Source organism: Muribaculum intestinale, from assembly GCF_002201515.1.
Taxonomy (GTDB): Bacteria; Bacteroidota; Bacteroidia; order Bacteroidales; family Muribaculaceae; genus Muribaculum; species Muribaculum intestinale.
In genome coordinates this window covers 2034921-2058299 of the sequence record NZ_CP021421.1, presented here as the reverse complement: position 1 = coordinate 2058299, position 23379 = coordinate 2034921, and the positions used below count along the sequence as shown (strand labels likewise).

Below are 23379 nucleotides of genomic sequence, written 5' to 3'. Positions count from 1 at the left end.
TACGTGAGGTATCGGGCAAAATTATATTATCAATATTTATTCTTCAAAGATATCTCTCAACTCCTTGTTGGATATTTCGATTGTCAACGACTTTCCCGAATGGCTCTGATAGACATAGATTATCTTGGCCCCGGCTTTGATGATGTTATCAAAAAAACGCTTATTTGCAGCATTCAAGCCAGCCTCGCCTTTCAGCATGTACAATAATGAGCTCTTAAAACTGTCATTATTGCCAACACCATCATTAATTCTATCAAGACTATAATAATATATTACAGAATTATCCTCATAAGCGATACTTTCCAAAGTCACATTATTGCCCATTCCAAGAGATATCGGACACTTTGAATTTGAAAAGTCTATCTCTTTCTTGATTTCGGCATATATGCCCGATTCAATGTCGATTGCGGAATTGTCGTTATTCTGACGGGGTTCCGTGTCTTGAACCGTTTCTGCGGCAGCCTGAGAATTTGTATTGGACGAACTGCATGAAGCACACAATCCCAGGACCATGCTGAAGATTAACAACTGTATTTTTGCCATGATTATCAAATTTAGGTTATACAGCCGTAAATATACGCATATATTTTGAAACATGAATCAATGACATGTAGAATATCTGTGTTCAATAAAAAAATTACCGCTATATATACCATCCTGTCACCTACCGACAACGTTACCGCCGCACAGGTATGATTGACAGCAACCGGTTTAGATTGCGGCGCGAGAAGATGTGGATAGAAAGGAATGTAACCATATAGCCGGTAGTCAATGCAGCGATGGCAGTACCCTCGCGTATGCCGTCGATTGTACCTGACATAGCCAAAGAGAGCAACGCCGCAGAGCTTACAAGAAGCAAATCGAAGCCTACCTTCAGACGTCCGAACTCCTTATTATATCGACGCGATGCATATTTTACGAAGCCTTCGGCGCTCATTATCGCCACATTGGGTTTAAACTCAAGCACTACACCTATAGCCTGCGACATACATCCCACACAGAGCATCGCCAAAGCATACCAATAATTTGAAATCTCAATCCCGCGACACATCCACATGTTGAAGTCAATGAATGCTCCGAAAGCAAACGAAAATGGAATCTGCAACAGTATCTCTACCACATCCTTACGAGTGCTTCTCCCCTTGATTAGCTCAAACTGCCCGAGTATCAGCAGCATGTTGAGCAAAAAAGTTGCTGTGCCGAGAGTAAGAGGCGTGTTTAGCGATAATACATAATTAATACTTGATATAGGCGTTGTGCCAAGAGTCGATTTTACTATACACACTACTCCAAGAGAAAGAAAATACAGACCGGCCACAAACACCGCATACCTGATAACAAGATTTCTCATAATTTCAGTTGACCTTAAATGATTGTTTATCAGCGGCTCCACACCGCCCCTCTTGGAAACATTGAGTTTCTTAATGCGTGCCATCAGCGGCACATCTCTTTTTGCAGTGCAAAATTACAAAAACTTCCAATCATATCATCCACCTACCCCTACTCATCTACCTGACGTATATCCCCCGTATACAGACATATACTTTCCATTTCCGACAATCAGTCGATTCTCTCCGACAAAATATCACTGTAAAACGATAGATTTCTCGTTTTTATTTAATAAATTTGGGAAAACAAAAATTTAAAAACCTTACAAAACATTCCAGTAATGACACTTTGGATTATATGGCTCTCTCTGGCAGCACTTCTTATGATTGTCGAAGTGTTCTCGCAGATGGTATGGACACTATGTCTTGCTATCGGATGCGTTGCGGCCCTTGTCGGCGACTGTTTCGGAGTCGCCCTTGAGTGGCAGCTCATCATTCTCGCAGCCACTACCGTAGCGGCCTACATTATTCTTGTCCCATACGTAAAGCGCTGGCACGAAAAACAGGTAGCCAAAGAAGGCCGCGCATCACGCACCGGCATGGAGGCCCTTCTCGGGCGTCGCGCCGTAGTCACTCAGGTAATTCATCCCGGAGAAATCGGACGCGCACGTATCGACGGCGATTCATGGCAGGTGGTAGCTCCGGGCGTACCTTATGCGATACCCTGCGGTGCCGAAGTAATCGTCACCGACTACAATTCAATCATACTCACAGCCACTCTCCCTGATAAATAGAACCCTAAACAATAAGCTATGACATACATTCTTGCAGCAATCATTGTCGTACTGGCAATAGTGATTATTTCGGCCGGTGTAAAAGTCGTGCCACAGTCTGAAACCCGGGTAATCGAGCGGCTCGGACGCTTCCACAGCGTGCTCAATCCGGGCCTCAATTTCATCATACCGTTTATCGACAAGCCAAAGACAATCTATACACGCCGTGTAGAGACAACCGTCGGCGGACGCTATTTAGTGCGCAACACCGTGACAAGCGTAATCGATCTCCGCGAACAAGTATATGACTTCCCCTCACAGCAAGTCATAACCCGCGACAATGTAACCACCGAAATCAACGCGCTACTCTACTTCCAGATTACTGACCCGAAGAAGGCCGTATATGAAATCGACAATCTGCCAAACGCCATCGAGAAACTTACACAGACATCGCTGCGTAATGTCATCGGCGAACTCGAGCTCGATGAAACACTCACAAGCCGCGACACCATCAACACAAAGCTCCAGGCAATTCTTGACGACGCTACCAACAAGTGGGGCGTGAAAGTAAACCGAGTGGAACTGCAGGATATCACACCTCCCGAATCAGTACGCGTGGCTATGGAGAAGCAGATGCAGGCAGAGCGCAACCGCCGCGCCGAAATTCTCAATGCCGAAGGCGAAAAGCAATCCCTCATATTGCGTTCCGAGGGTGAGAAAGCATCTAAAATCAATCAGGCCGAGGCCACGAAGCAGTCACAGATATTACGTGCCGAGGGCGAGGCTCAGGCAATAATCCTCAATGCTCAGGCTGAAGCAGATGCAATCCTGCGTGTAGCCGAAGCCGTACGCTCAGGCAACACAGACCCCGCCACCTATATGCTCGCAATGAAATACATTGACACTCTGCGCGAGATGACATCAGGAAAGGACAACAAGACTGTATACATCCCCTACGAAGCATCATCGGTGCTCTCCTCAATAGGCTCGATTCAGTCGTTGTTTCAGAAATAAACTACATAAGCTATATCCATAATGACGAATGCCGTCGAAGCCAACAGGCCCGACGGCATTCGTCATTATGGATATCAAAAGTCAATAGTTGGTAGCCTCTATTTCAAAATAGCTTCTGGCATGTGCGCATACCGGACATTCCTCGGGAGCATTCTTCCCGATTACAATATGTCCGCAATTGCGGCATACCCATACAGTATCACCGTCACGGGAGAATACAATGCCCTGTTCAATATTGGCAAGCAGTTTGCGATAGCGCTCCTCATGATGACGCTCGATGGCTGCCACTGCACGGAAACGGTCTGCGATTTCTGAGAATCCCTCCTCGTCGGCTTCTGCCGCCATACGGTCGTACATATTGGTCCATTCGAAGTTCTCTCCCTCGGCAGCCTCGCGAAGATTGGTCATTGTATCGCTGATACCGCCTCCATTAAGGAATTTGTACCACATCTTGGCATGCTCCTTCTCATTGTGGGCTGTTTCCTCGAAGATTGCGGCAATCTGCTCATAACCATCCTTGCGGGCCTTGGAGGCGAAATAGTTGTATTTGTTACGGGCTTGCGACTCTCCGGCAAAAGCCTCCATGAGATTACGCTCTGTCTTTGTTCCTTTTAATTCTTTCATTTTCTATAGATAATTATATTAGTTATTATTCAGTACAATCCTTACAGATTCCTTTGAAATATACATCCATGCTGTCTGCACGGAATCCGGGCATGAGCGACAACTCAATCCCATCGGGAATCTCCACATCTGTTATTCTCCCACATCTGCGACATATAAAATGTCCGTGAGGAGGCTGCAGCGCAAAGTCGTAGTGACGGTTGCCGCTCTCTATCTCCAGCTCCTTGACAAGCCGTCCGGACGTAAGAGCATGAAGAGAATTATATACTGTCGTACGCGACATTGACGGAAATTCCTCCACAAGATCAGTGTAGATTTCGTCGGCAGTCGGGTGTCGCCTCAGATTGGCGATATGAGAAAGCACCGCTATACGCTGTACCGACGGACGCACACCGGCATTATGCATCATTTCTGTCAGTCGTGATGGCGAGAGCAATGTATATGATTCAGTCAAGGACATAAATTTAACTATATTGTAATTACTACAAAGTAAGTGATAATTTCAATTTATCGATATTGATTTTACATTTCTTCTGAAAAAATATACTCCATTAACAGAATGCGTCGATTCAGTATGTCCCTTCCATGCGGATACACCTGCCTCACAATACATATAAGCGGAGGCAAACATTTACAGAGAATGTAGGGGTGAATTGGAGGAAAATAGGTATATTTGCAGAACAATTCATAGACAATACAATATGGGAAAAGTCATACTTACCGGCGACCGTCCTACCGGCAAACTCCATCTCGGCCACTATGTTGGCTCGCTACGGCGCAGAGTCGAGCTACAGAACTCAGGACTCTTCGACAAAATCTTCATCATGATTGCCGACGCACAGGCCCTTACCGACAATGCCGACAATCCCGAGAAGATACGCCAGAATCTCATCGAGGTTGCACTCGACTACCTGTCTGTAGGCATCGACCCCGCTAAATCGACCATATTCGTGCAGACCGCCGTGCCCGAACTCACCGAGCTCGCATTCTACTACATGAACCTCGTAAGCGTAAGCCGCGTACAGCGCAACCCTACAGTAAAGACCGAAATCAAAATGCGTGGATTCGAAGGAGAGTCAATCCCGATGGGCTTCTTCTCCTATCCCGTAAGCCAGGCTTCGGACATCACCGCATTCAAGGCCACGACAGTCCCCGTAGGCGACGACCAGGCCCCAATGATTGAGCTGACACGCGAAATAGTCAACCGCTTCAACCACATCTACGGCGAGGTACTCGTGGAGCCTGAAATCATGCTCCCAGACAATGCCGCATGCCACCGACTGCCTGGCACCGACGGCAAAGCAAAAATGAGTAAATCGCTCGGCAACTGCATCTATCTGTCCGACACGCCAAAAGAAGTCAAGAAAAAAATCAACTCGATGTATACCGACCCTCTCCACCTTACCATCGATTCGCCGGGACATCTCGAGGGTAACTGCCCGTTCATTTATCTCGACGCATTCTCTCGGCCCGACCACTTTGCCAAGTACCTGCCCGAGTACGCGTCGCTCAACGAGCTAAAGGAACACTACACCCGCGGCGGAATAGGCGACGGCACTGTAAAGAAACTTCTTTACAACGTAATCGAAGAAGAACTCTCTCCAATACGCGAGCGCCGCAAGATGTGGGAAAAAGACATACCGGGCGTATATGAAATACTGCGCAAAGGCTCGGAAGCCGCACGCGAAACCGCAGCACAGACTCTCGAAGAAGTACGCGCGGCAATGAAAATCAATTACTTCACCGACAAAGCCCTCATCGAGAAGCAGGCCAAGGCTTTCGGCAAATAAGCCTGCAATCATACAACAGCAATTATTCATTTACTTTAACCCGACAATATGAAAAAAGGCACAATCCTCGTAACCGGCGGTACCGGCTACATTGGATCGCACACCGTAGTCGAGCTGCAGCAGGCCGGCTACCCTGTAGTGATTATTGACAATCTCTCCAACTCAAACCGCGAGGTACTCGACGGAATCGAGCGCATATCAGGCATACGTCCCGAATTTGTCGAGGCCGACTGCACTGACATGAAGGCCCTTACCGCTCTCTTCGACAAGTATACCGACATAAAGGGTATCATCAACTTTGCCGCCAGCAAGGCCGTAGGCGAATCAATGGAAAAACCGGTACTCTACTACCGCAACAACCTCAACACCCTGATGAATCTTCTTGACATCATGGCCGAGCGCGGAGTCAAGGGTATTGTATTCTCATCATCCTGCACTGTTTATGGCGAGCCCGACGTAAACCCGGTCACCGAGCAGTCACCCATCAAGAAAGCCACATCGCCCTATGGCAACACCAAGCAGATTTCCGAGGAGATAATCACCGACGTAATCAATGCCGGCGCACCCTTCAAGAGCGTCATACTCCGCTACTTCAACCCCGTGGGCGCACACCCCTCTGCCGAAATCGGCGAACTCCCCAACGGCGTGCCCCAGAACCTCATCCCCTACCTCACCCAGACAGCCATGGGCATACGCAAGGAACTCAGCGTATTCGGCAACGACTACAATACACGCGACGGCTACTGCATCCGCGACTTCATCGATGTGGTCGATCTTGCCAAAGCCCACGTAATCGCCGTAGAGCGTATGCTGGAAGACAAGTCGGAAGCCAAGATTGAAATCTTCAACCTCGGCACAGGCAACGGACTCAGCGTAATGGAACTCATAACCGCCTTTGAGCGCGCCACAGGCGTAAAGGTTCCCTACCGTATCGCACCACGCCGCGCCGGCGACATCGAACAGGTATGGGCCAACCCGACATACGCCAACGAAGTACTCGGATGGACAGCCTCGACTCCCATTGACGACACCATGCGTTCGGCATGGAAGTGGCAGCAGCGTCTGCGCGAGCGCGGTATCATGTAATCCGCTCGCTATCTGACAAATAACATCGCCCCCTGAACCGGTCGGTTCAGGGGGCGATGTTATTTGTCAGACTGAATGAATCAACATCCTGAAGCCTCATTTTAGGTTTGCTCGTTTTGCGGATTTTTCGTAAATTTGTATGCTCTAAACAGGGCAATGACGCCTGAAGACAAGGGCGTTGAAAACAATCAAACGCAAACATAAATGTCAGAACAGAAAGAAGAATACAGCGCCAGTAACATCCAGGTGCTCGAAGGCCTTGAGGCCGTAAGAAAACGCCCTGCGATGTATATCGGCGATATAAGCGCAAAAGGTCTGCACCATCTTGTATATGAGGTGGTCGACAACTCTATCGACGAGGCTCTCGCAGGATTTGCCAATCATATCGACGTCACCATCAACGGGGACAACTCAATTACCGTGGTCGACAACGGCCGCGGCATACCCGTAGACATGCATGAGAAAGAGCACAAAAGCGCCCTTGAGGTTGTGCTCACAGTGCTCCATGCTGGCGGAAAGTTCGACAAAGGCAGCTACAAGGTATCGGGCGGTCTCCACGGCGTAGGCGTGAGTTGCGTCAACGCTCTGTCGACATATCTCCGCGCAGAGGTACACCGCAACGGAAAGGCCTACATGCAGGAATACTCATGCGGCAAGCCCACCAGCGAGCTGAAGATTATCGGAGAAAGCACACACACCGGCACAAGCATAACATTCAAGCCCGACGACAGCATATTCACAGTCACCGTCTACGACTACAACACCCTGGCCAACCGTCTGCGCGACCTCGCATTCCTCAACGCAGGAATCACCCTTACGCTTACCGACATGCGTGCAATCGACGCCGACGGAAACCCGCGCCGCGAGGTATTCCATAGCGAGCACGGTCTGGAGGATTTCGTACGCTACATCGACTCAAGCAAAGAATCGCTCATCAACGACATAATCCACCTCAACACCGAGCGCCAGGGCATACCTGTGGAAGTAGCGCTGACCTACAACACAACATACAACGAAAACGTCTACTCGTTCGTCAACAATATCAACACTATCGAAGGTGGCACACACCTCTCGGGATTCCGCCGCGGACTCACCTCGACACTGAAGAAATATGCCGAGGACTCCAAGATGCTCGAAAAACTCAAAATCGAGATTGCCAGCGACGACTTCCGCGAGGGTCTTACCGCCGTAGTATCGGTAAAGGTAATGGAGCCGCAGTTCGAAGGTCAGACAAAGACCAAACTCGGCAACAGCGAAGTCACAGCTTCAGTATCACAGGCTGTGAGCGATGCCCTGCGCGACTATCTCGAGGAACACCCCCGACAGGCCAAAATGATTGTCGACAAGGTAATCCTGGCCGCCACCGCACGACATGCAGCCTACAACGCACGAAAAAATGTACAGCGCAAATCACCACTCTGTGGCGGAGGTCTTCCCGGAAAGCTCGCCGACTGCTCAAGCCGCACGGCTGAAGACTGTGAACTCTTCATCGTCGAGGGTGACTCGGCAGGCGGTACCGCCAAGCAGGGCCGCGACCGTACATTCCAGGCAATCCTCCCGCTCCGAGGCAAAATCCTCAATGTCGAGAAAGCCATGGACCACAAGATTTTCGACAACCAGGAAATCACCAACCTCTTCCGCGCCATGCGTGTCACAATCGGCACGGCCGAAGACTCCAAAGAGGTAAATCTCGACAAACTCGCCTACCACAAAATCATCATCATGACCGATGCCGACGTCGACGGAGCCCACATCGCCACACTGCTGATGACATTCTTCTTCCGCCGCATGCGCCCGATTATCGAGAACGGATATCTCTATCTGGCTACCCCGCCGCTGTACAAATGCACCAAAGGCAAGGTTGAAGAATATTGCTGGACCGACGCACAGGTACAAAGTTTCATCGCACGCAACGGCGACAAGACAAAGGTAATGCGATACAAAGGTCTCGGCGAGATGAGCGCACAGGAATTGCGCGACACAACCATGTCACGTGAAGGACGCCTGCTCAAGCAGGTCAACATCAACGACGCCGCCGAGGCCGACAGAATATTCTCCATGCTCATGGGCGAGGATGTCGCACCACGCCGCGACTTCATTGAAGAAAACGCCAACTATGCAAATATCGACGCATAATCTCCTATAAACCTTTACACAACGACGAGTGGCACACACAACTTATGCCACTCGTCGCGCGTTATTAAAACATAGCTGCGGGAGCCCGCATTATACCCTTTCTCCATATATTTACCAAACTTATACACAACATGGCCAATTCAAGAAACGCCCGCAAAAACGCATTCCGCGAACTACACGCGGCAATCGATGACTTTATCAGCCGACAGGGCAACAAGACATTCAACTACAAGCAGGTGGCCCATGCTCTTGGCATAGACACCAAACCGCAGCAGAAAGCTGTGGCAATGCGTCTTGCCGAGCTTGAATTCGACGGCATACTTGTCGAAGTCGCACCCGGCAAGTATCAGGCTCCGAGCCGTGGCACAGAAGCTATCGGCACATTCTCACGCCGCAGCAACGGCAAAAACGGTGTAATACTCGACGGCGAGGAGGATAACCTCATATTTGTAGCCGAACGCAACTCTATGCACGCTCTCAACGGCGACCGCGTAAAGGTGCTTGTCGCAGCCCACCGCAAAGGCCAGGAACCCGAATGCAAGGTGCTTGAAATTATCGAGCCGAATGACCAGCAGTTTATCGGAACTCTCACTGTCGAACGACACATAGCGACTCTCAACACCGACTCCAAATTCCTCGCCAACGATATATTCATCCCCAAAGGCAAACTCAAAGGCGGAAAGACCGGCGACAAAGCTATAGTCAGAATCACCGACTGGCCCGCCGACGACAAAAACCCGCGTGGTGAGGTAATCGACATACTTGGAAAGAACGGAGAGAACAACACCGAGATGCATGCCATTCTCGCCGAGTTCGGGCTCCCCTACCGCTACCCGGAAAATGTTGATAAAGCCGCCCAGCGTATCGACGCGGGCATCACACCCGAAGTGATAGCATCGCGACTGGACATGCGCGACGTGACTACATTCACCATCGACCCGCGTGACGCCAAGGACTTCGATGACGCCCTTTCAATACGTCGTCTGCCCGACGGACACTACGAAGTAGGTGTCCACATAGCCGACGTGACACATTACGTCACACCCGACACGATAATCGAGAAAGAAGCCCAGAAACGCGCTACATCGGTATATCTGGTCGACCGCGTGGTGCCGATGCTCCCCGAACATCTCTCAAACGGCATATGCTCCCTGCGTCCCGACGAAGAGAAACTGACATTCAGCTGCGTATTTGTCATGGACGATGATGCCAAAGTGCTCTCCCATCGTATCGCGCGCACAGTCACACGCTCCGACCGACGCTTCACCTATGAGGAAGCCCAGGAAGTAATCGAGACAGGCCATGGCGACTTCGCTGAAGAAATCATTACTCTCGACCGTCTTGCAAAGATACTGCGCAAGCGCCGCTATGAGCACGGATCGGTCGAATTCGACCGTGAGGAGGTACGCTTCGAAATCGACAAAGACGGACATCCCATCGATGTATTCTTCAAGGAATCCAAGGACTCCAACAAACTAATTGAAGAATTCATGCTGCTTGCCAACCGTACTGTAGCAGCCGAGATAGGCGTCCCGAAAGGGAAAAAGAAGCCAAAAGCATTCGTCTATAGAATTCACGACCAGCCCGATGTGACACGCCTCACCGACCTGGCCGCAATAGCACGCAACTTCGGATATAAAATCAAGACAACCGGTACGGCCAAGGATATAAACAAATCAATCAACCGCATGCTTGCCGACGTCAAAGGCAAGGGAGAAGAGAATCTGCTGTCGGTACTCGCAATCCGCTCAATGGCCAAGGCTATTTACTCGACCGACAACATCGGACACTATGGTCTGGGATTCGACTATTACACCCACTTCACATCGCCAATCCGCCGATATCCCGACATGATGGTCCATCGCCTTCTCGACAAATATCTCTCCGGAGGCCGCTCGGTCAATGTCGAGAAGCTGGAGGAACAGTGCAAGCACTCTTCGCAGATGGAACAGCTCGCGGCAAACGCCGAACGCTCGTCAATCAAGTACAAGCAATGCGAGTACCTTGCCGACCGTCTCGGAGAAATCTACGATGGAGTAATATCCGGCGTGACCGAATGGGGATTATACGTGGAGCTCAACGAAAACAAATGCGAGGGCCTTGTGCCGATACGCGACCTTGCCGACGACTACTACGACTTTGATGAGAAAAACTACTGTCTCGTCGGACGCAAGACCCACACACGCTACACGCTTGGCGACTGCGTACGCGTGCAAGTGGCACGTGCCAATATCGAGAAACGCATGGTAGATTTCTCACTGCTTGACGACAAGGGCCGTCCTGTAGGCGAAGATGCAAAAGGTAAAGAGGTAAGCGTGAAGGAGGCACTCTCCGGACGTCCGAAGTCGGGACGCGGTTCAAAGCAGCGTCGTGGAGCTGACCGCACCCGCCGTCGCCGCTAACCCGACTGCTGCAAACAGTATCGACTCTATAAATCAGATATGGCATTATCAATCGACGATTGATAATGCCATATCTGATTTGTAGTTTTTTGATAGATTATAACACTCAGACACTTAGTCTCCTTTGTTACGTTCCTTGGCTTTGTTTTTTGATTTTGTTGAAGATGTCTCGAGATCTTTCTCCTCGGCAAGTTCGATTACATTCTTATCGCGGTCGAGTACACGGTACTCCAGGTAAGCCAGCGACTGATCGGGCATTATCTTAAATTTGCCACCGAGTTCAAGTTTCCATCTGCGCGACAACGACACAAGTCCCTTCTTAAGATAGGCATCGACATAAGGGTGCACATACATAATGAAATTGTTGACCTTAAGATCATTGATAAGATACTCAAGTTTCTCTTTCAGTGTATCGGTAAACAGCAGCGAGGGTTGCACCTCCCCTTTGCCGAAGCATGACGGGCACTTTTCTGCAGTAACGACATCAAGAGCCGGACGCACACGCTGACGCGTGATTTGCATCAAGCCGAATTTGCTAAGAGGCAGTATGTTGTGGCGGGCACGGTCATTGGCCATTACCTCGCGCATGTGGTCGTATAGAGCCTGGCGGTGTTCGGCCTTGTTCATATCGATAAAATCGATTACTATTATACCGCCCATATCGCGCAGACGTAGCTGGCGCGCGATTTCGTCGGCGGCACGCAGATTTACCTCAAGAGCATTGCTCTCCTGGTCGTTTGCAGCACGGGAGCGATTGCCGGAGTTGACATCAATGACGTGGAGCGCCTCGGTGTGCTCGATGATAATATATGCGCCGGAGCGAAACGATACCGTCTTACCAAACGATGATTTTATCTGCTTCGTTACGTTGAAATGGTCGAAAATCGGCTCGTCCTTAGCATAGAGTTTTACAATCTCCTGCCGCTCGGGAGCAATCAGACTTACATATTTTGAAATCTGTCCGAACGTCTCGGCATCGTTCACGTAGATGCTCTCAAACGACGGACTGAACACGTCGCGCAACATCGACACGATACGGCTCTCTTCCTCGAAAACGAGAGTGGGCGGAGTAGAACGCTGTGCATTGGCCACAGTATCCTCCCAACATTTGAGAAGAGTCTTCAGCTCATGATTAAGCTCGGCCACACGCTTTCCTTCAGCCGAAGTGCGCACGATTACTCCGAAATTTTTAGGACGTATACTCTCCACCAACTGACGCAGACGCACCTTTTCCTCGGTGGTCTTTATTTTCTGCGATATTGAAATCTTGTCGCTGAATGGTATCAGCACCAGAAAACGTCCGGTGAAAGTAATCTCTGTGGTAAGGCGCGGACCTTTTGACGAAATAGGCTCCTTGACAATCTGGACCATCAGCAACTGGTCCTTCTCAAGCGTGTCTGTCACAGACCCGTGCTTGTTTATGTCGGGGAGCAGTTTCATCCTCGAGAGAGAGGGAACACGCTTTTTATCGTCGAAAGCCTGCTTAAGAAATTCGCAGTAAGAGGCGAATTGTGAGCCAAGGTCAAGGTAATGAAGAAAAGCGTCTTTATCATAGCCTACGTCGACAAACGCAGCGTTGAGCCCCGGCATAAGTTTTTTTACCTTTGCCAGATATATATCGCCGACGGCATAGGCAATGTTGCGCGCCTCTTTCTGAAGAGAGACGAGCCTATTGTCCTCGGTAAGCGCAATTGACACTTCCGATGGTTGAACGTCGATGAAGAGTTCGCTTTTCATTATCTGAATATCTCCGCCTTGATTAGATACAGACGGCAACGTGGCGCGGTGGCGGAGTCAGCGCCGGCCGCCGGTAATAGGGATTCAGGAACTACAGCCCGAGCCGAAAAATCCATATAGAAATAAATCCTATCAGGAGTGGCGGGCTGCCTTCTGATACGCGCACATTTCATTTTATTTCGCACGCGTGATATACGCAGAGAACAAACGGCGCCAGGCGGAATAATGAATGCCGCTTTGGCAGCGTTTGCTCTCGTGTATATTCATAAAGAACCGCTTCGCGCTTATTTCTTCTTGTGGCGATTCTTTCTCAGGCGCTTTTTGCGCTTGTGAGTGGCCATCTTATGGCCTTTTCTTTTCTTTCCGCTGGGCATCTTGATGCAGTTTTGGAGTTAATAAATATAGTTGATTTAAAGGAATAGCTCTTGTAGGGAGATTTACTTAACCTCTTTCATGAACACTTTTGCAGGCTTGAAAGCCGGAATTTTGTGCTCGGGAATAATAATGGTGGTATTCTTGGAGATGTTGCGAGCTGTCTTTTCGGAACGAACCTTCACGATAAAGCTGCCGAAGCCACGGAGGTATACGTTCTCGCCATGTGCAAGAGAATCCTTCACGATCTCCATAAACTTCTCGATGGTATCCAGTACAGCGCCCTTCTCAATGCCGGTGCTTTTGGATATTTCGTTAACGATGTCGGCTTTAGTCATTGTTTTGTATTATTTAGAAAATATGATTTGAGTTGTTGGGTAGCAAATAGTTAGAAGCCCACAAAATCCCTGCGGGCATTTGCAGGTGCAAATATCGCACTTTTTTTTGACATAGGAGATATATGTACCATATTTTTTTGAATAAAAAGCACAAAAACACCTACTTAGATACAATGCGATATATAATCAGAGTGTGACCTCTCCGCAGATATTGCACTCCAGATATTTTCTTACATCCTCGCCCGAAAGGCCGATACCGAAGAGATACATCATCTTGGTGATGGCAGCTTCGGAGGTCATGTCGTGGCCCGAAGTCACTCCGGCGGCTGCCAGACGGTCGCCGGCCACATACCGCTTGGTATGCACGCCTCCGTTGACACACTGCGTGACATTAAGTATCACTATGCCGCGGTCAATGGCGCTCTTTATGGCATGAATGAACCACGGAGAGGTAGGCGCGTTGCCGGCTCCGAACGTGCGGAGCACAATACCTTTTATCCCAGGAGCATTGAGGAGATAATTGAGTATGTCTTCGGTAATGCCGGGATGCAGGTCGACAAACATCACCCCTGTGTCCATGGCGTAGCGCACCTTGAGAGGGCGCTTGATGCGCGCTCTCATCAGCGCTTCTTCATTGAAATGGATGCCAAGGCCTATCTTTGCGAGCGATGGATAGTTGTTCGACTTGAATGCATTGAAGTTGTCGGCGCTCATCTTGGTCGAGCGGTTGCCTCTCCAAAGGTAGTTTTCGAAAAGTATAGCCACCTCCTGCACCATTGGCTCGCCATTGACGTCGGTAGCTGCGGCTATCTGCAGGGCTGTGATAAGATTCTCTTCGCCGTCGGTCCGCACTTCACCGATTGGAAGCTGCGAGCCGGTGATAATCACCGGCTTATGGAGATTCTCAAGCATAAACGACAGAGCCGATGCAGTATAGGCCATAGTATCGGTGCCGTGGAGCACTACAAATCCGTCGAAGCGGTCGAAATTCTCCTCTATCGCGCGAGCCATCTCTACCCACCTGTCGGGATTCATGTCGGATGAATCTATCGGCGGGTTAAACTGTATATTCTCTATCGTATAGTCGAGCATCTTGATTTTCGGGACATTGTCAATCAGATGGTCGAAATCAAACGGCTGCAACGCATGGGTATGCGGATTTTCAATCATGCCGATAGTGCCGCCTGTATATATGATGAGAATATTCGGTTTATGCATAGACAAGAGATATATTGGGATAGCTGAGTTTCAACTTCTAAGCGCAGAGTCGGTTATCCGATTTTCGCACCGGGAGCCGTCGGTGCCGATGGCGATATTACCACCAGAGAGCCGTCGGGCTGCTCGGCCGACAGAATCATGTCCTCGCTCACGATGCCGCGCAGTTTGCGTGGAGGCAGGTTGGCGATAAAGCACACTTGCTTGCCGACAAGCTCCTCGGGCTTGTAGTAATGTGCGATGCCGCTTACTATGGTGCGCTTCTTCCGCCCGTCGTCGATAAGGAACTGAAGAAGTTTGTCGGCCTTAGGCACCTTAATGCATTCGAGCACGGTGCCCACGCGCAGATCGGCTTTCATGAATGTGTCGAAGTCGACATCGGCAGCCTGCGGCGCCGGCTCCCAAGAGTTGATTTTGTTTTGTTCCTTGATATCTTCCAGACGCTTCATCTGACCTTCGATTACAGAGTCTTCAATCTTCTCGAAGAGTAGTTCGGGAGTGGCGAGGCGCGAGCCGGCGGCAACTATGTCGAGCGAGCCGAGCATATCCCAGGATATGTCACCAAGACCGAGCATGTCGCGCAGACGCTTGCTCATAAAGGGCATGAACGGCTCGGCGGCCACGGCGATATTTCCGCAAAGCTGCAGAGCGGTGTTAAGGATGGCACCGGTAAGCGAGAGGTCGGTTTTGGCGAGCTTCCACGGCTCCATATCCTGGAGATATCGGTTGCCGATACGCGCGATTTCCATCATGGCCTTGAGGGCATCGCGGAAATGGAATGTATCAAGCGCAGCTGTAAGGTCGGCGGCAGCCTTCTCCAGTTCAGGAGCGAGAGCGGCACGTCCGGCATCTACATCTGCTGGTACGGGGGGCACCACGCCATCGAAATATTTATGGGTAAGCACCATGGCGCGGTTGACGAAGTTACCGAGTATCGCCACAAGCTCGCTGTTGTTGCGGGCCTGGAAGTCGCGCCATGTAAAGTCGTTGTCCTTTGTCTCGGGAGCATTGGCTGTAAGCACATAGCGCAACACATCCTGCTTGCCGGGGAAGTCGCGCAGATACTCGTGGAGCCATACAGCCCAGTTGCGCGATGTCGATATCTTGTCACCCTCAAGATTGAGGAATTCGTTGGCCGGAACATTGTCGGGAAGCTGGAATCCGTCGCCATAGGCCATAAGCATCGCCGGAAACACGATACAGTGGAATACGATGTTGTCCTTGCCGATAAAGTTGATGATGCGGGTCTCGGGGTCTTTCCAGTATGTCTCCCACGTGTCGGGCAGTATCTCCTTTGTGTTGGATATATAGCCGATAGGGGCGTCAAACCATACATATAGCACCTTACCTTCGGCGCCCTCCACGGGCACAGGTATACCCCAGTCGAGGTCGCGGCTTACGGCACGAGGCTTCAGTCCGAGGTCGAGCCATGATTTGCACTGGCCGTATACGTTGGTCTTCCACTCCTTGTGTCCGTCAAGAATCCACTCACGCAGGCGTTCCTCCCAGCGGTCAAGCGGAAGATACCAGTGGTGGGTGTCGCGAAGTTCGGGCACAGCTCCGGTAATGGCGCTTTTGGGGTCAATCAGTTCATCCGGGCTTAGGGATGTCCCGCACGCCTCACACTGGTCGCCATAGGCGCGCTCGTTGCCGCAATGAGGACATTTGCCTGTCACATAGCGGTCGGCAAGAAACTGTTTTGCCTCAGGGTCGTATAGCTGACGTGATGTCTGCTCTACAAACTGGCCGTTGTCGTAAAGACGACGGAAAAATTCGCTCGCAGTAGCCGAATGTGTCTCGGATGTGGTGCGGGAATATACATCAAACGATATACCCAACTCCTCAAACGAGTCCTTGATTATCTTGTGGTAGCGGTCAACGATATCCTGTGGAGTCACACCCTCGCGGCGTGCCTTTATAGTGATAGGCACACCGTGCTCGTCGCTTCCGCCTACCATCACAACGTCCTGTCCGCGCAGGCGCAGATAACGGGCGTAAATGTCGGCCGGTACATAAACACCGGCGAGATGTCCGATATGAACCGGACCATTGGCATATGGAAGAGCCGTAGTAATCAGTGTGCGTTTAAATTCCTTTTGCATCGCGTAATTATATTTATGTGTGCAAAATTAGCCATTTCCCGCTTAAAAAACAAATGTAAACCACCGCCCCATAGAATCCTACGCCAAAGCATCCATGCAGTGCCAATGACCAAATTATTGTACCTCAAAAATATTGATAAAAATGAGTCATGGCGGTGTATCCCGAGGAAACACCGCCATGACTATGGATTGGATAGTGTGTGTGGTATTACTTCATGGCTACCTTCTCTACTTTGACTGTGCCGTCGCTGAAGGTGCGCACTACTACATATACATTGCCGTCGGAAGTGCTCGGCTCTGCTACCTCGATACCTGCGGCGTTGAAATAGCGTGAGTCGATTACTTCAAGACCATCGGTGTCGACACCGTCGATACCGGAGGTTGCGCTTACCTGTATCTCATACTCCTTGGAGTGCTCTCCGGCAGTAGCGGTAATGCGAATCTTTCCGGCGAATGCAGCGGTAAACGATGCGACGCTCTCATTGAATGAAAGAACGGAACAGTCGCTCGACCAGGCTACGACGGGAGTGCCTCCGACATGGAACGGACCGGTGACACTTTCGGCAGTGTCATTGCCGCCGAACACAATCTGCGCTGCATTAAGCATTGCCACATCATTATCGGCGAAGCCCTTGACTACGGGGAATGTGTAGTCGTCGACAGAATCAAATCCTGCGCCGAGGTCGAGTGCGGCAAGTGCGGCTACAGAGACAGCCTTTGCCGATGCATCGGCGTCGTTGTCACAGCTGTTGGTGTCGATGTAATAGCAGTCGGTCATAACGTTGCCCTCAGCCCACTGCTTGTCGTTGTTGACACTTATGCCCACAATCGAGCCGCAAGAATCGGCGGGAGCTATAATCTTGCCTGCATTGTAGCAGTTGGTAAACGAGGTCTTACCCTTGGTAGTGTTGCCGACAAGACCGCCTACACGCGAGAGTCCTTCGACAGTACCGGAATTGTAGCAGTTGATGAAACTTGCCGCATTGCTGCCGGCGAGGCCTCCGATTTCATTAGAGCTTGTAACCTTTGTGGCCTGCTCCTCGCTTGTCGAAGATATATATCCTGTGTTCCAGCAACCCTCGACAACTCCATTGGTCGGGGCTCCCCATGCAATGAGACCACCGGCACGCTGTGCTTTTGCAGTGATATTGCCTGTGTTGTAGCAGTTGAGGAGCTTCGGCCCGGTTCCGGCAAACGCGGATGTAATACCGCCAAGCATCTGGTTGCCCTCGATATCGCCCGTGTTGTAGCATCCTGTCATGGTCACGGCACCGCTTACGTAGCCGGTAATACCGCCACCCTGGTTTCCGTCGGCCACGATAAGACCTTCGTTATAGCAGTCGGTAAATTCGACTGTAGCGGGGGTCGATGTAGAACCGGGTGTTCCGCACAGATATCCGGCTATACCTGCGGCATAGACATTCTTGTTTGATATGATTGTACCTTCGTTGTGGCAGCGTACGAACTGCGAGCCGGGAGTGTACTGCATGATGAGTCCTGCGGTATACGACGAGTTTACAGCCTTTGTGGCGGCAGATGTGATATCGCCCGTATTGTAGCAGTCGGTCATTACAAACTGGAAGTTGGCCGCTCCGCTTGACGATGTAGGTCCGCCGGCAACAATACCGGCTACCTTTCCTCCGGCCGTAATCGGAGTAGCGTTATAGCATTTGGTGAATGAATACAGACCGTCGGCCTTGTTGCCCGATGCATTTCCAATGAAACCGGCAACATTGGCTGAATATTCGGTGTCAGCGATGTTGATTTCGCCGTCGCTATAGCAGCCTGAGAATGTCGACGGGCCGCATGTGGCTACCAGACCGCCCACTGTCACGGCAGTGGCCTTTGTATATGTGGCTGTCTGTGAAATCGTACCGGTGAAGGCACATTCATTGAATGTAACGCGACCGGTGCTCTGGGTAGTGGCTACAATACCACCGATCATGTTCTGGGCGCTGGTAATTGAACCGGCAAACACTACGTTGTCGAACAGTGCGCCATCGTATGCATTTCCGGCTACACCGGCACAGTTGGCCTTGGTAGTGGTGACAGCAACATTGCTCTTAACATTGCGGAGGGTACCGTAGAGTTTATCTACGACAGGAGCCACATATGTATAAGCTCCGCTTGCTTCACCACTTACTACTATATTCTTGACAACAGCTCCGGCGCTTATTGTGCCGAATATAGCGCAGGCATTGTTGGCAGTAGCCTTAAGCGACAGGCCCTTCAGTTCGTGTTCGTCACCGTCGATTGTACCGAGGAGGGTAGTCACTCCGTCGGCTGCCATCCGGCTGATTGCAGTCTCGGTGAAATCAAGGTCGGCAGTAATCTTAACAAACTGATTTTCCAGACCATCGCCCGCTCCGTCCATATACTTCACGAGTGAATTCCAGTCATCGGTATTGTTGATAAGGAAGGGGGATTCCTCTGTGCCCTTTCCGGTGAGCGGATTGGATGGTTTGGCAGTAAGAAGGATGGCACGACGTACTCCGGCCTCGTTTAAAGCAACAAGGGTGTCGGATACTACCGATTCCACCTTGGCGGGAGCAATAAGCCGGTTGCCCTCGATTGAGAATACCTTACCGTCGGCAAGACTCCATTCGGCACCGTCCGACAGGGTGGACGCTACAGTAAGATTGCCTACAGTCTGTCCGTCCGGGATAAGAGCATATACCTTTCTTGCTGCTTTCACCTTCACCTCATCGGCAAACATTCTGAAGGCAGGATACATACCGGCGGCAAAGTCCCATTCGGCAGTATCGAAGCCCTCGATTGTCTCACCGGAAACGAGAGCCGAGGTCTCCATCGGGGTTACATTCTCCATATCGCTGTTAGCACCGGCCTTCAGACCAATCATCTGCACATCGTAGTATACGCCTGCTATATCTTTTGTACCCTTCAGGCCTGTAATAGCTCCAAGAGTAGCCTTGTTGCCGCAATATACATTGCCGAAGCTGAAGCAACGTGTGAGGTCGTCCTTGCCCGAGCCGGCTGTGCTGGTGCCTTCGAGCGAACCGCATATGCCGCCGGCATTGTTAAGGTCGGCCGACACATTGCCATAGTTCACACAGTTGATAAACGAGCCTCCGTTGGAACCGCCTGAGATGCCACCGGCACGCTGCAGCTGCTTGCTGTAGTTGGTGACAAGCAGAGTGGCACGAACATCGCCGGTGTTGACACAGTTCTCGATTGTTCCTCCGGTAGTACCGGAAATACCTCCGACATTAGCGTAGCTGGTTGTGATATTTCCTGCATTGTAGCAGTCCTTGACCACACTGCCCTTGTTCATCTGGCCTACGATACCACCTACCCAGCATGAGTAGCCGATTACATCGGCATAGTTGCGGCAGTTCTCCACGCGGCCGTCAAGCTGGCCCACGAGAGCGCCACATGTAGCATACATCTCAAGACGTGAGTCGGCTCCGATGGTGACGTTGCGGATTATGCCATCGACACCCACACGTCCGAACAGGCCCGATATGCCCTTACACTGACTTGCATTAAGCGTGCCGGGCTTGCCGTCCTGGATTGGAGTAGTCCATACAAGCCGGTCGGGAATTACCAGACGGTTTATTGTATGACCCTTTCCGTCGAATACGCCCTGGAAAGCTATCGAGGCCGAGCCGGCGGAATTGTCGGCGTTGATGCCAAGGAATGCCGTGTCATACTCCATATCGATGTCACCGGCAAGCTCAAAGTACATTCCGGGGAATGTCTGACGTTTCACGGTAGTAGCCAACGACATGGCCACAAGGTCGTCCTTGCTCTTTATGATAAACGGAGATTCGACTGTACCGTCGCCTTCGAAGGGTATGGGAGCGATGTTGACATAATGGTAGGTCTGCGAGGTACCGTTGACTACATAAAGGGTGTCGACACCGAACTCCTCGCCGATAACAATCATACCGTCCTTGATGGAAGCATAATAGCCGTCATCGTAGAGGCGTCCCTGCTTGAGGAATTTGAACTGTGTATTGCCGAGCGCTGTAATGGGAGTGTTGTTAGACAGTTTCTTGAAATTGTCGGAGGGAATCATATCTACGGCCGAGGCACTGTACATAGCAGCCTGCGAATCGGCAGTAGCCTTGATACGAGGATATGCTCCTTGAGTAAAGTTCCATACGTCGGCCGAGAATCCCTTGGGACCGGAAGCCGAAGTAAGATCACTTGTCAGGGCTCCGAAACGTGTGGAGTAGAAATTGGTCACCTGACTGTCGTAATATATATTTTCAAGCACAGGATTGCTACCGTCGATAATCTTGCCGATTACCTCATTGCAGTTCTCGCGGTTGTACTGATATGTCTCACATTCTACAGTAGCGGAAGTGTAACAGTTGCGCACCTCCGGCGAAATCTTGTTGGAGCCGAGTTGAATCTGGCCGACGATACCGCCTGTGATACGCGAATAGCAGTGAACGAATCCGGAAGAGTAGCAGTCGACCAGTTTGCCGGTGAGCAGACCAGTGACACCACCTACACACGATTCATTGCTGTAGCCGACCACCATGCCTGCCGAGAAAGAACTGCGCAGAGTACCCACCTGTACCATACCGGCAACACCGCCGAGATACTGCTGACCGTCGGTATTTTTATATCTTATCAGACCGCTGAATGCGAGATTCTCGCCATCGCCTGTAATCAGGTTGCCGACAACGCCACCGCCGGGATTGCCCGAGCCGGTCATGAACACCTGTGTGCCTGTGGCCGAACAGTTGCGCATGCCGCCGTGCACCTCACCGGCTACACCGCCGACATAACCGCCGCCTTCGATGATTCCACCCTCGACATGGCAGTTGCTGATTGAACCGCTTACGATACCGGCCACACCGGCGGCAACCACACGCAGAGTGGATACCTCGGGATTATATACGGTGATATTCTCAACCGAGCCTAATGTCCAGGCCACAATAGAGCCGGCATTGTAGTAGTCAGCGCTGACCGTAGGATTTTCAAGTATCACGTTTTTGAACACGCTTACAGTATCAGCCATGCCGAAGAGTCCGGCATAATATTTCGAGGCTCCATTGACTGTAAGCCCCTTAATTTTATGTCCGCGACCGTCAAACACACCGGCAAAACGCTGCGACCATGTCGAACCGATAGGCTCGAAGCGATAGCCGGCCATGTCGATATCGTTGGCAAGGGCGAAATATTTGCCGAGGTATGTACGTGTATACTGGTTATTATAGTAGGCCCCCACATACTCTGTGTCGTTGTTGACCTTATCGGCCAGCAAGATAAGATGGTCGAGCGACTTGATAAGATAGGGACTTTCTTCAGTGCCATCTCCCTCAAACTCACTAACGGAAAGCGAAGGATAGCTGAACGGCGTGAATGCAGTCAACTCGGCATCGGTCAGTTTGCCCGCATATGAGCTGGCGGCGGCACACAGCAGCGACCAGTCGGTCCACGACAATGTTGTATTATTGTCGTCGGCAGCGGCCGGGGTCTCTATTATATTGCTGTATTTGGTGAGATTACCCGCTTCGTTAAATTCCACACAGCGAATCATAGTCCACGCTCCGCTTCCATTGATAAAAGCGGTCTGGCCGTTGATTTCAGCGGTGCGGTTGCGTTTGAGTTCAATCTCGATGTCATATCCGCGGTTGAATATATTGCTGACAGTAAGCATATTTTTGCTTGTCTGCTTTATCAACACATAATATCCCACAGCATTTCCGGCAGAGTTCTTATAGGTGAACTGACCGGTTGGCCGGGAAAGGACAAGATTGTAATATGCAGCGACAAACTTATCCTTGTTGGTGCCAGTCTGAACGAATATTCCCCACCATGCCTCAGAAAAGTCGATAGAACCGTCGGCAGCAACAGTTCCGGTTATCTGACTGCTGTAGTCGGGGGTGCCATTGGTATTGATTACCGCAATATCAAGCGTTCCATAGCTGGCGTCATTGGTAATATACTGGCGCGGAACGGAAATAGAGCCGGTGGCGGCATCAAGATGCGCACGCACATCACACCCGCTCCAGAAAGATTTGATTGTGACAGAATCGCCTTCGGTGTCAGGCACAATCTGCATAGTAGACCCTCCGTCAAAACTGCTTGACGTAAGGGTTGAGTACTTGCCCACATAGTACCCGCTGACACTTTCTGCGGATGTAGCCACGCGTGAGGCTGCGCGCAGTGTGTTACGGGCACTTCGGGCAACAAGCTCGCCGGAACCGACAGATAGCGCAACCCGTGGCGCAGTCTCAAGCCGGAAGTCGCTCGCAGAGGCTACCGCTCCTGAAGAGGCGGATGCCACAAATGGCTCATTGTTCAAGGCCTCGGCAGAGGCAGGCAGCTGAGCCTGTCCCATGCCGCAATTGCCTATGAGCGCGCCGGCGACCAGAATTAATGAAGCAAAATTCTTCATAGATGTGAATATGACTGAGGATATTGTAGGAATAATTGGCCGGAGACGCTACCGATGTCCTCTATTACACCGACGGCGACAATAAC

General features: G+C 50.8%; 15 protein-coding genes. 6 read left to right on the top strand and 9 right to left on the bottom strand.

Annotation, left to right across the window (positions count from 1 at the left end; genetic code table 11):
* Nucleotides 1-36: 36 nt before the first annotated feature.
* Nucleotides 37-543 carry a hypothetical protein gene (locus ADH68_RS08270; protein WP_133165695.1) on the bottom strand — a complete coding sequence of 169 codons (507 nt, stop codon included), beginning with the start codon at nt 541-543 and terminating at the stop codon, nt 37-39.
* A gap of 133 nt (nt 544-676) precedes the next feature.
* Nucleotides 677-1351, bottom strand: coding sequence for a YczE/YyaS/YitT family protein (locus ADH68_RS08265; RefSeq protein ID WP_068962105.1), 675 nt, complete (start codon nt 1349-1351; stop codon nt 677-679).
* 318 nt (nt 1352-1669) lie between these two features.
* Between ADH68_RS08265 and ADH68_RS08260 the strand changes: the two genes are divergently transcribed.
* Nucleotides 1670-2122: an NfeD family protein gene (locus ADH68_RS08260; protein WP_068961221.1), complete on the top strand. Its 453-nt coding sequence runs from the start codon at nt 1670-1672 to the stop codon at nt 2120-2122.
* A gap of 18 nt (nt 2123-2140) precedes the next feature.
* Complete coding sequence (locus tag ADH68_RS08255; RefSeq protein ID WP_068961222.1) at nt 2141-3115, top strand: SPFH domain-containing protein; 975 nt, start codon at nt 2141-2143, stop codon at nt 3113-3115.
* An 81-nt stretch (nt 3116-3196) separates the two neighbouring features.
* Here ADH68_RS08255 and rbr read toward each other — a convergent pair whose 3' ends face one another.
* Together rbr and ADH68_RS08245 are read right to left on the bottom strand one after the other, a co-directional pair.
* Nucleotides 3197-3739, bottom strand: coding sequence for a rubrerythrin (rbr, locus tag ADH68_RS08250; protein ID WP_068961223.1), 543 nt, complete (start codon nt 3737-3739; stop codon nt 3197-3199).
* 25 nt (nt 3740-3764) lie between these two features.
* The gene (locus tag ADH68_RS08245; protein ID WP_084274077.1) at nt 3765-4199 is read right to left on the bottom strand and encodes a Fur family transcriptional regulator; all 435 of its coding nucleotides are present in this window, start codon (nt 4197-4199) and stop codon (nt 3765-3767) included.
* A 241-nt stretch (nt 4200-4440) separates the two neighbouring features.
* On the opposite strand from ADH68_RS08245, the gene trpS reads away from it, so the two are divergent.
* The 4 genes from trpS (at nt 4441) to rnr (ending at nt 11153) form a co-directional block, all read left to right on the top strand.
* Entirely contained in the window at nt 4441-5529 is a 1089-nt protein-coding gene (gene trpS, locus ADH68_RS08240; protein ID WP_068961224.1) for a tryptophan--tRNA ligase, read from the top strand.
* A gap of 48 nt (nt 5530-5577) precedes the next feature.
* A complete protein-coding gene (galE, locus tag ADH68_RS08235) occupies nt 5578-6615 on the top strand; it encodes a UDP-glucose 4-epimerase GalE (protein WP_068961225.1) in 1038 nt (345 codons plus the stop codon).
* A 204-nt stretch (nt 6616-6819) separates the two neighbouring features.
* The gene (gene gyrB / locus ADH68_RS08230) at nt 6820-8751 is read left to right on the top strand and encodes a DNA topoisomerase (ATP-hydrolyzing) subunit B (protein WP_068961226.1); all 1932 of its coding nucleotides are present in this window, start codon (nt 6820-6822) and stop codon (nt 8749-8751) included.
* Nucleotides 8752-8882: 131 nt separating this feature from the next.
* Nucleotides 8883-11153 carry a ribonuclease R gene (gene rnr / locus ADH68_RS08225; RefSeq protein WP_068961227.1) on the top strand — a complete coding sequence of 757 codons (2271 nt, stop codon included), beginning with the start codon at nt 8883-8885 and terminating at the stop codon, nt 11151-11153.
* Between the two features lie 114 nt (nt 11154-11267).
* On the opposite strand, the gene ADH68_RS08220 is transcribed toward rnr, so the two are convergent.
* From ADH68_RS08220 to ADH68_RS08200, 5 genes are all read right to left on the bottom strand, one after another.
* Nucleotides 11268-12890: an Rne/Rng family ribonuclease gene (locus ADH68_RS08220; RefSeq protein ID WP_068961228.1), complete on the bottom strand. Its 1623-nt coding sequence runs from the start codon at nt 12888-12890 to the stop codon at nt 11268-11270.
* A gap of 437 nt (nt 12891-13327) precedes the next feature.
* Complete coding sequence (locus ADH68_RS08215) at nt 13328-13600, bottom strand: HU family DNA-binding protein (protein WP_068961229.1); 273 nt, start codon at nt 13598-13600, stop codon at nt 13328-13330.
* 186 nt (nt 13601-13786) lie between these two features.
* Nucleotides 13787-14824: an asparaginase gene (locus tag ADH68_RS08210; protein ID WP_370015215.1), complete on the bottom strand. Its 1038-nt coding sequence runs from the start codon at nt 14822-14824 to the stop codon at nt 13787-13789.
* Between the two features lie 47 nt (nt 14825-14871).
* Complete coding sequence (metG, locus tag ADH68_RS08205) at nt 14872-16917, bottom strand: methionine--tRNA ligase (RefSeq protein ID WP_068961231.1); 2046 nt, start codon at nt 16915-16917, stop codon at nt 14872-14874.
* 208 nt (nt 16918-17125) lie between these two features.
* On the bottom strand, nt 17126-23293 hold the full coding sequence (locus ADH68_RS08200; protein WP_068961232.1) for a hypothetical protein: 6168 nt from the start codon (nt 23291-23293) through the stop codon (nt 17126-17128).
* Between the last annotated feature and the right edge of the window lie 86 nt (nt 23294-23379).

Bases quoted from the DNA above. Each gene is read 5' to 3' on its own strand.
- ADH68_RS08270 (WP_133165695.1), bottom strand. From the start codon at position 543: ATGGCAAAAATACAGTTGTTAATCTTCAGCATGGTCCTGGGATTGTGT.
- ADH68_RS08265 (WP_068962105.1), bottom strand. From the start codon at position 1,351: ATGAGAAATCTTGTTATCAGGTATGCGGTGTTTGTGGCCGGTCTGTAT.
- ADH68_RS08260 (WP_068961221.1), top strand. From the start codon at position 1,670: ATGACACTTTGGATTATATGGCTCTCTCTGGCAGCACTTCTTATGATT.
- ADH68_RS08255 (WP_068961222.1), top strand. From the start codon at position 2,141: ATGACATACATTCTTGCAGCAATCATTGTCGTACTGGCAATAGTGATT.
- rbr (WP_068961223.1), bottom strand. From the start codon at position 3,739: ATGAAAGAATTAAAAGGAACAAAGACAGAGCGTAATCTCATGGAGGCT.
- ADH68_RS08245 (WP_084274077.1), bottom strand. From the start codon at position 4,199: ATGTCCTTGACTGAATCATATACATTGCTCTCGCCATCACGACTGACA.
- trpS (WP_068961224.1), top strand. From the start codon at position 4,441: ATGGGAAAAGTCATACTTACCGGCGACCGTCCTACCGGCAAACTCCAT.
- galE (WP_068961225.1), top strand. From the start codon at position 5,578: ATGAAAAAAGGCACAATCCTCGTAACCGGCGGTACCGGCTACATTGGA.
- gyrB (WP_068961226.1), top strand. From the start codon at position 6,820: ATGTCAGAACAGAAAGAAGAATACAGCGCCAGTAACATCCAGGTGCTC.
- rnr (WP_068961227.1), top strand. From the start codon at position 8,883: ATGGCCAATTCAAGAAACGCCCGCAAAAACGCATTCCGCGAACTACAC.
- ADH68_RS08220 (WP_068961228.1), bottom strand. From the start codon at position 12,890: ATGAAAAGCGAACTCTTCATCGACGTTCAACCATCGGAAGTGTCAATT.
- ADH68_RS08215 (WP_068961229.1), bottom strand. From the start codon at position 13,600: ATGACTAAAGCCGACATCGTTAACGAAATATCCAAAAGCACCGGCATT.
- metG (WP_068961231.1), bottom strand. From the start codon at position 16,917: ATGCAAAAGGAATTTAAACGCACACTGATTACTACGGCTCTTCCATAT.
- ADH68_RS08200 (WP_068961232.1), bottom strand. From the start codon at position 23,293: ATGAAGAATTTTGCTTCATTAATTCTGGTCGCCGGCGCGCTCATAGGC.